The organism is Pedobacter sp. (assembly GCF_035566355.1).
In the GTDB taxonomy this organism is placed as follows: domain Bacteria; phylum Bacteroidota; class Bacteroidia; order Sphingobacteriales; family Sphingobacteriaceae; genus Pedobacter.
The window spans coordinates 1-8,579 of sequence record NZ_DATMRL010000362.1 but is presented as its reverse complement, the minus strand read 5'-3'; the positions used below and the strand labels follow the sequence as shown (position 1 = coordinate 8,579).

The 8,579-nt window shown below is 40.6% G+C and carries 10 protein-coding genes and 1 pseudogene; 7 read left to right on the top strand and 4 right to left on the bottom strand.

Annotated elements, in window-relative coordinates:
* Positions 1-333, bottom strand: a pseudogene (locus VNZ46_RS13860) (hypothetical protein); the annotation flags it as partial.
* A gap of 79 nt (positions 334-412) precedes the next feature.
* Positions 413-1,384 carry a GlxA family transcriptional regulator gene (locus VNZ46_RS13855; protein WP_325560682.1) on the bottom strand — a complete coding sequence of 324 codons (972 nt, stop codon included), beginning with the start codon at positions 1,382-1,384 and terminating at the stop codon, positions 413-415.
* A 167-nt stretch (positions 1,385-1,551) separates the two neighbouring features.
* On the opposite strand from VNZ46_RS13855, the gene VNZ46_RS13850 reads away from it, so the two are divergent.
* On the top strand, positions 1,552-1,944 hold the full coding sequence (locus VNZ46_RS13850) for a VOC family protein (protein WP_325560681.1): 393 nt from the start codon (positions 1,552-1,554) through the stop codon (positions 1,942-1,944).
* A 124-nt stretch (positions 1,945-2,068) separates the two neighbouring features.
* Here VNZ46_RS13850 and VNZ46_RS13845 read toward each other — a convergent pair whose 3' ends face one another.
* Entirely contained in the window at positions 2,069-2,275 is a 207-nt protein-coding gene (locus tag VNZ46_RS13845; RefSeq protein WP_325560680.1) for a hypothetical protein, read from the bottom strand.
* Between the two features lie 223 nt (positions 2,276-2,498).
* Here VNZ46_RS13845 and VNZ46_RS13840 point away from each other — a divergent pair, with 223 nt between their 5' ends.
* The 4 genes from VNZ46_RS13840 (at position 2,499) to VNZ46_RS13825 (ending at position 5,655) form a co-directional block, all read left to right on the top strand.
* The gene (locus tag VNZ46_RS13840) at positions 2,499-3,356 is read left to right on the top strand and encodes an NEW3 domain-containing protein (protein WP_325560679.1); all 858 of its coding nucleotides are present in this window, start codon (positions 2,499-2,501) and stop codon (positions 3,354-3,356) included.
* 4 nt (positions 3,357-3,360) lie between these two features.
* The gene (locus tag VNZ46_RS13835) at positions 3,361-4,308 is read left to right on the top strand and encodes an ABC transporter ATP-binding protein (protein ID WP_325560678.1); all 948 of its coding nucleotides are present in this window, start codon (positions 3,361-3,363) and stop codon (positions 4,306-4,308) included.
* A gap of 28 nt (positions 4,309-4,336) precedes the next feature.
* Positions 4,337-5,287 carry an ABC transporter permease gene (locus VNZ46_RS13830; protein WP_325560677.1) on the top strand — a complete coding sequence of 317 codons (951 nt, stop codon included), beginning with the start codon at positions 4,337-4,339 and terminating at the stop codon, positions 5,285-5,287.
* 182 nt (positions 5,288-5,469) lie between these two features.
* Entirely contained in the window at positions 5,470-5,655 is a 186-nt protein-coding gene (locus VNZ46_RS13825; RefSeq protein ID WP_325560676.1) for a hypothetical protein, read from the top strand.
* Positions 5,656-5,657: 2 nt separating this feature from the next.
* Here VNZ46_RS13825 and VNZ46_RS13820 read toward each other — a convergent pair whose 3' ends face one another.
* Positions 5,658-7,364 (bottom strand): FAD/NAD(P)-binding protein, encoded by a 1,707-nt coding sequence (locus tag VNZ46_RS13820; RefSeq protein ID WP_325560675.1) that lies wholly within the window; start codon positions 7,362-7,364, stop codon positions 5,658-5,660.
* A gap of 126 nt (positions 7,365-7,490) precedes the next feature.
* On the opposite strand from VNZ46_RS13820, the gene VNZ46_RS13815 reads away from it, so the two are divergent.
* Both VNZ46_RS13815 and VNZ46_RS13810 read left to right on the top strand, forming a co-directional pair.
* Positions 7,491-7,982 (top strand): ankyrin repeat domain-containing protein, encoded by a 492-nt coding sequence (locus VNZ46_RS13815; RefSeq protein ID WP_325560674.1) that lies wholly within the window; start codon positions 7,491-7,493, stop codon positions 7,980-7,982.
* A 4-nt stretch (positions 7,983-7,986) separates the two neighbouring features.
* A partial coding sequence (locus tag VNZ46_RS13810) for a catalase (protein WP_325560673.1) occupies positions 7,987-8,579 on the top strand: 593 nt, incomplete at its 3' end.

The following is an 8,579-nucleotide window of genomic DNA, read 5'->3' as shown; positions in this document are numbered from 1 at the left end:
TTCATTACTTCGCCAGTTTGCAGCGTCGCTCATTTCAAGGCCTCTTGGATTGCCTTTAAGCCGGCTGAGGACCTCTTTACGCCATTCTATCAAATGTGATAGTATCTCGGCTACACTATGCAGGTCAGGAATCGGGCGTTCAAAAACCGAATTTGCATCCACCAATGAAAGTTTTTTTTCAAAATTTTCGTCAATCCATAGATCTGCATTTTCAACGTCTTTCAATTGTTGAATTAAATCCTTTAGCAAGCTATTTCCCACGTTTTTCAAATCAGCATTAGAATTATGATCTTGTCTTACCTTATAACAATTTCCAATAAAAAAAGTTGGCATCCGTTTATAAATCTTCAAGAAATTTGATCTATAATTCATTCCTGCTCTTCCTTGCAGGCGCTAAAACATGCTAATTATGCTAAGTCCGCGCGTATTTCTTTTTATATCCCATTGGTGATAATCCCGTAATACGCTTAAATATGGTACGGAAGGCTTTCAGATCATTATAGCCGGCATCTTCCATGATAAAAGGTAGGTCCTTATGGTTCATTTCGATTGCCTTTTTGGCCGCTTCTATCCTTACACGTTGCAAGTATTCAAACGGTGTGTTATTAGTAGCGGCTTTAAACCGTCGGATGAAGTTGCGCTGTCCCATATTGATTAGGTTGCATACCTTATCCATCGCTATTTCGCGGTTATAGTTTTGTTCAATATATTCCTGTGCTTTTAATATCGCCTTGTCGTCATGCTGGTGCTGACCGATAAATACAGCAAAGTGGGCCTGGCTGGTACGGTCCATTTCAATTGCATACATTTTACTGACCCAAAGTGCAGCTTCCCGGCCACTAAACTTTTCGATCAAGTACAAAATCAGCTTTAGTGAAGAGAATGCGCCGCCGCTGGTATAAATCCCATCCTGATCAGTGATCACCAGATCCGGTTTCATCCGGATACCAGGATAGCGACTTTGTATATCACTAGCAGCTGCCCAATGCGAGGTCACCTCTTTGCCCTCCAGCAAGCCTGCCTCGGCTAAAAAATAGCTGCCTACGCAAAGACTGGCAATTTCGCTTCCAGTTGCATATCTATCCTTCAACCAACTAATAGTTGCCTGGTTGTGCGCAATTACCGGCGCCATATTGTCTACACTAAAAGATGGAACAATGATCAGGTCGGGATGGCCGGCGCGCTCCAGGCTTTTGTGATCTATCTCCTGATTTGGAAATATAAGTTGAACATTATCTGCCGACTGACCTACAGTTTCCATGCAAAATGCCATAGGCTGTCCTGTAAGTTTCATATACTTGTTGGCCCCGGTAAGCAAATCAATAACACCGGTAACCGAAGAGGGTACAACTTGATCAAATACGAGCAGCGATACTGTTTTCATAGAATTGGCAGGTATAATTATGAAGCAATTTATAGATTTTAATTGTCATAATTACACCCGCAACTTGTCAATTGTACAAGTTTAATGAGGCTGCAATTCTTCTGAGATTTGTTATCAACAACAAATAAATTATTAACCCCTTTCAAATGGGACTAAATTCAAAAATTATGACAAAGCAAATTTGGGGTAATTTACCCGTTAACGATGTTAACCAAACTATTCAATTTTACACTAAGCTGGGCTTCAAAGTAACTGAAAATCATTTTAATGGCGATCATATAGCTAGTATTACAGTTGGCGAGGCCAATTTTGTTATCTGCTTCTTTCCTAAGGCACCATTTAAAGTAGCACTGAACGGCGAAGTTGCCGATACCGTACAAGGTAACGAAGTGATGTTTAGCCTTTCGGCTGAAACGAAGCCCGAGGTAGATGAATGGGCTGCTAAAGTAAAAGACATAGGTGGTACTGTATTTTCTGAACCACAAGCCTTTAATGGGATGTATGGCTGCGGCTTTGCCGATCCAGACGGGCACAAATTCAACGTGCTTTTTATGGGCTGATATCAGCTACAGCATCTCAAACGAAGAGTTTGTTGGACTGGAACAGTTGCACGGCTCTGCCAGGTGGTGAGCAACGTCAGATTGCTTCCCACCTTTGTTTTAGTAAGTTGATCACCAGATACACTTAATCATCTTCTTCTCTCCCATCATCATCAAAATCTGCTGATGAACTGCCTGTATGACTTTCATGATCATCTGGATGCTCATCAGGTTTTTTCGAAGAGCCGGTATAGCCATCATCACTCAGAGAATCATATCCCTGCGTTCCTGTATTATCCAAACCATCCCTGGGACCGTCTGGTAAAGAAAGATTAACAACTTTTTTAGCCATGACTATTAACTTTATATAATTTAACAAAAGTCAAGGCTCAAAGTTTTAACAAAGGCAAAGGGGCTTGAAGTAAAGTTTCTAAATTGGGCACAGCTCATTTTTGTTAAAAAATGTTAAATCCATTTGAAAATTTTATTTTCTTTTTTTGATTTGTTCCGTCAAATTAGAACATAACCAGACATTTTTTTTAGGCTATTATTATTAAAATTCTAGTGTTTAGATCATGTTAAAAAAATTCTCACTTACTCATTTTTGTGCGAGGTTAAGCTTTTTATCATTTCTCTTGTTCCTTTTTAAAGCCCCTCTTGCACTCTATGGCCAAAACCCTGTTGCCAGTATTGACGGTCATTCTGGCTTTACTGCAAAATTGATCAATATTGAGGCTGCAACGAATGAAACCTTTCGTTACAATACGACCTTACATAATGGATCTGCTAAACCGGTCATCTATGAATTCAAAACCAATCCTCCTGCTGGCTGGATGATCAGTTACAAGATCGACGGTAGTCAGGTTACCTCCATCAACATGGCCGCAGGGAGCACACGTGATATATCGATAGAGGTTAATGCTACCCCAAATACCTCTCCGGGGAAATACCCGCTACCTGTAAAGGCGATTGCGAATAAGGATACATTATCTTTAAACCTGGAAGCCGTGGTTAAAGGATCTTATGGCATAAACTTAACCACACCTAGCGGAAAACTGAGCGAAGAACTGACCTCCGGAGGTCATAAGGAAATCCATCTGGAGATAAAAAACTCTGGTACTTTACTGTTAAAAGACATTGAGCTTTCCTCCCAATTACCTACTAATTGGGAAGCTTCTTTCGAGCCTTCGAAAGTTACCCAATTGGAGCCAGGAAAAACACAGGCCATAACAGCGAACATTAAAGTTCCCGATAAGACAATCGCTGGAGATTATGCAGCTACTTTTACCGCTACAAACAGTAATGGCAATTCTCAGGCTGCTTTTAGGATGGTGGTCACAACGTCGTGGATTTCTGGATGGATAGGTGTATTGATCATCCTATCGGCCGTTTCCCTGGTGTATTATCTGATCCGCAAGTACGGTAGAAGATAGAAAAATGAAAGATCCTATTATAAAACTCAGGGACCTGACTAAGTGTTATGGTTCCCAGAGAGCCGTTGACAACCTCAACCTGGACATCAATAAGGGTGAGATTTTTGGATTACTGGGTCCTAACGGAGCGGGTAAAACGACCACAATATTAATGATGCTAGGGCTTACTGATCCAACAAATGGTTCTGCATTTGTTTGTGGTTATAACGCAACAAGTGATCCCATTTCTGTGAAGAGAAAAGTGGGCTATATGCCAGATAGCTTAGGTTTTTATGATCACATGACTGCACTGGAAAATCTGATATATATTGCGAGATTGAATAGACTTCCTGAGAAGGAGAATCGTGCACGTGTCTTAGAAATGATGGACATCGTTGGGCTTTCTTCAGCTATGCATAAGAAAACATCAACCTTTTCCCGTGGTATGAAGCAGCGTCTGGGCCTGGCTGATGTATTGATTAAGCAGCCTGAGGTGATCATACTGGATGAACCAACACTGGGAATAGATCCTGGTGGGGTTAGGGAATTTCTCTTGCTGATCAAGCGCCTGAGCAAAGAACAGGGACTGACGGTGCTGCTTTCCTCACATCATTTACACCATGTTCAACAAGTTTGCGATCGGGTAGGTATTTTTGTGAAGGGCAAATTATTAGCCCAGGGAAACATTGATGCCCTGTCGGGCGATTTGTTTAATCATAAAGGTCATGTCGTATCCATTAGCCTGGCAGAATTTATTTCCAGTCCCTGGTTACCCGAACAGGAGTTGATGCAATGGGAAACAATTAAAAACATCAGGATAAGTCAAAACACAATAGAATTTGAATGCACACAGAATATCACGCCCGCTTTGGTCCGTTTTCTAGTTGAAAAGGGATATGATATCATAAGTGTACATCAAAAAAATTATGGTTTGGATGACATTTATCAAAAATATTTTGAGAATGATAATTGAGAAAAATATGACATCAAAAAAAATCCAGATGATAAGTCCTTTCAGTGTAATGGTCCGCAAAGAAATGGCAGATCATATCCGCAGCTGGCGCTTTATTGTACTGATAGGCTTAATTATACTCACATTTGTGGCATCGATGTATGTCTCATTAAGCAATATCCGGGCAGCTATCGGAAATGCCAATGATCCGGACCATACTTTCCTATACCTTAAACTGCTCACCACAACTGATAATTCCATACCTCCCTTTCATGTTTTTCTGAGCTTTTTAGCACCATTATTAGGGATCAGTTTAGGATTCGATGCGATTAATGCTGAGCAAAATAATGGAACGCTTACAAGACTTATGGCTCAGCCTATTTATAGGGACAATTTATTATTGGCCAAATTTGTGAGTGCCCTAATTATGGTGGGTGCCTTATTTTTAGTCTTAACCTTATTAATGATAGGGGGCGGATTGATTTTGACTGGAGTAAGAATGGAACCACAAGAATTGTTAAGGATACTGGGTTTCGTCCTGATCAGTATAACCTACGTTGGCTTTTGGTTGAGTTTATCCATCGTGCTATCAATCAAGTTTAGACAGGCAGCAACTTCGGCTCTTACTGCAATAGGTATATGGTTATTTTTCACTGTTTTTTACCAGATCATTGTTAATCTGATCATCAGGTCCTTTTTACCCGATCCCAGTTTTTTGACGCAGGATCAAATTCAGTTTTACAATGAATTTATTCTGGATCTGCTGCGCGTTGCTCCCAATCAACTTTATACCGATGCGACTACGACCCTGCTGATGCCATCGGTTAGAAGTCTGGGACCAATGACAATGCAACAAATGGCTGGAGCAATACCTTCTCCACTTCCCTTTAGGGAAAGCTTAATGATCGTATGGCCACAGGTCAGCGGCTTGATCGGAGCAACTGTAGCTTGTTTTGCACTTTCCTACTATTTATTCATGCGCAGGGAGATTCGGAGTTAAATATTTCATCTCACAACAAAGTCACTAATTCCGCTATTTTGATAATCTGATTTCGTACTTCGCGAATTCCATACCAGGACAAAAATTCGACTCCATAAAAAGCTACAACTCTAAAATAATGTAAAACTTTATTTTATGCTATTGGTTATTAGCTTATAGCCATTTATGTTAATACTTCTATTATGGAACAGCCACAAATACAGTACGAATTTATCAATTATCAGACTGGAAATGTAATAGGCTATCTAACATTACCAGCTCATATGGACAAAGACAAGCAAATTTCAGAACTCAAAAAGAAGCAATCCGAACTGGCAGTTGCCAATAAGATATACCTGGAATTGGTACAATGGCATAAAAAAGTCTGAGGTTACTGCAATAACCTTTTAACAATAGCTGCCGAGGCTGCTTCGCTAAAATCCAGCCCGGAATAATCCGGATTGTAACCACCAATATAGGGAACTGCCATGATGTAAATACGATCATTAAATGCACCGTAAGCATCCACTACCTGAAAATAGTCATTGATAGCAATACCAGAAACTTTCAGATAATAATTTCCTTTTGAGTCTTGTCTAACATCTTTTCCTTCCTCCATCGCCTTTCGTCCCTCGATGGCCGAACGGAATTTAAGCATTGCAGGACTCACAGTACCCTTGTTTAACAGGCTTTTAAAAGGGAAATCTTCAAAAGCCATATGAGGTTGACCTACGCAATCTACATAAGTATTAAAATAAACGGACAGCTTTTCACCAGTTTCATCTGTATAATTATAGGTAGCTCCTCCTTCATCCCCTGCTTCTACCTGACCATCATCTCCTACAGAAATCAATTCAAGCACCCCCGCCTGATGCATAGCCATGAGTTCCTCACTTGAACTTTGCGGGATGTAAGCAATAACAATGGAAATTAATGGTGCAAGTGTTTTTTGAAGGCGCTGCATGTCTTCGGCAGACAAATATTTTGCCGGGTAGTTTAAGGCAAAGCTCAATACACCAAGCATTTCTTTCCAGTAAACGGATTCTCTCCTCCTGATCGATTTCTCTGCTTCTGCATATTCCGCTTTCAACAATTGAAAAGGATCCAGTCTTTCACGAAGATCCATCATCGCTGACACAAATTCCTCCAGGCTCATCTCTTTAATCTGCTGATAAAACTCAGGTTGTTTTTCTTTTATGGGTAGCTTAAAATCATGTTCGAATACATAATCCAAGGACAAGAAGCCTTCATTTTCGGCAATATGCTTAGCAATTTCTTCATTGCTCAATAACTCATCGTTAGACAAGTGAGAATCTTCTAAATGAAACCTGACTGCGGGTAGCATTCCGTTCCGGGTATGCAATACCAGCTTAAAATTAGGACTGTGCTTGTGTAATTGGTAAAACAGATATCCTTCGGGGTGTTTGTTAAAAGTTCCGTTATGACGGGCAAGTGTTCTTATCGCATCAACAGCAGTTAAGGAGGATCCTTTGATAGCAACAGGATGATCTAACTTTAAGCCCAGTTTAACCGGTGGATAAGGAGAATCAAAATAGCCTGGAACTTTTCCTTCGTATCGTTTCGGCCAATAATGACCTGTACAGATGATGACCTGATCAAATTCAAATTTTTCCCCGCCGTTGATTTCTATCACGACCATCCCTTGCTCAGGGTAATCGGTTATATCGGTTGCTTCGGTATTGTAATAAATCTGGTATTCCACCCCATTCTCCCGTGCCTGTTTCTGTAACAGATCAAACTGGGCAGTCAGATACTGACCAAAAAGCAGTCTGGGCAGGACTTTATATTCATTAAAACGTGTGGGGTCAATATGGAACTTATCCAGGGTATCTTTAGATACGGAATTGATCCAGTCGGCCAGAGAGGTAACCAACATCGGAATTTCATTACTTGATACATTAGTGATGTGTTCATCATTAGCCCCCTCAGCACTATAAGGCATACCCGCTCCTAATTTATTTTTGCGCTCAAATATCTTAATATTGATATCCGTTCTGCCGGATTCAATTAGTCGTTTGAACATGAACAAGCCACTTGGGCCTCCGCCAAGAATGGCGATATGTTTTATATTTTTCACAAGCTTACAGGAAGAATGTAGGAGGAACAACAATAAAGCGCAAATGTTTTATACCTCGCTTCAGATTAAAAAAATAATCCGTTCATCTTAATTGAACAATTCCAATTTTGAGATGTTCTTATGATCATGGATCATATCACATCGGCTTTAATTCATGCCTCAAGGACAGGCGATTTGCCATTACTACAAGAAATAATTGACCTAAAGACCACGCTTGAGGTCAGGGATGATAAAGGCTATACACCTTTGATCATCGCTTGTTATAATCATCAAATGGAAGCGGCCGAACTGCTGCTTCAATCAGGAGCAAACGTTAACGGTACAGATGCAGGTGGCAATACCGCACTTATGGGCGTTTGCTTTAAAGGCTATGCAGATATTGCGGAATTGCTCATTGCTCATCAGGCAGATTTAAATCTGTTGAATGGAAATGGTGGGACTGCTTTAATGTTTGCAGCTATGTTTGGCCGCAATGAGCTAATTAGCTTACTTCTACGATATGGCGCAGACCTAACGATAAAAGACAATCGGGGGATGAGTGCACTAGACATCGCTGTACAACAAGGCAATGAAAACGGACTTCAACTTTTAAAACAACATCAACCTATAAATCAGTAAAAAAATGGAAAAGAAAAAACCGAATGCTGAAAACGCAGTCAATTTAAAACAGAAAGACCTCGCGCCGGATATCGTTTCCGATCAGGGTGAATTGATGACCACAGATCAGGGCCTTAAAATTAATGATGACACGAATTCACTGAAGGCTGGAGAACGGGGACCATCTTTACTGGAAGATTTTATCCTGAGGGAAAAAATAACGCATTTTGACCACGAAAGAATTCCGGAAAGAATTGTACACGCCCGGGGTTCAGGTGCTCATGGTTATTTCCAGGTTTATGAATCTATGGCTAAATATACCAAAGCAGGTTTTCTGCAAGACCCTTCTGTGAAAACACCTGTTTTCGTACGCTTTTCTACAGTTGCAGGATTCAGGGGTTCTACTGATCTGGCAAGGGATGTACGTGGGTTTTCTGTTAAGTTTTATACACAGGAAGGTAATTATGATCTGGTTGGGAATAATATGCCGGTATTCTTTATCCAGGATGCGATTAAATTTCCAGACCTGATCCACGCCGCTAAGCCCGAACCTGATAATGAAATACCTCAGGCAGCAACAGCCCACGATTCTTTTTGGGATTTTATTTCATTAACACC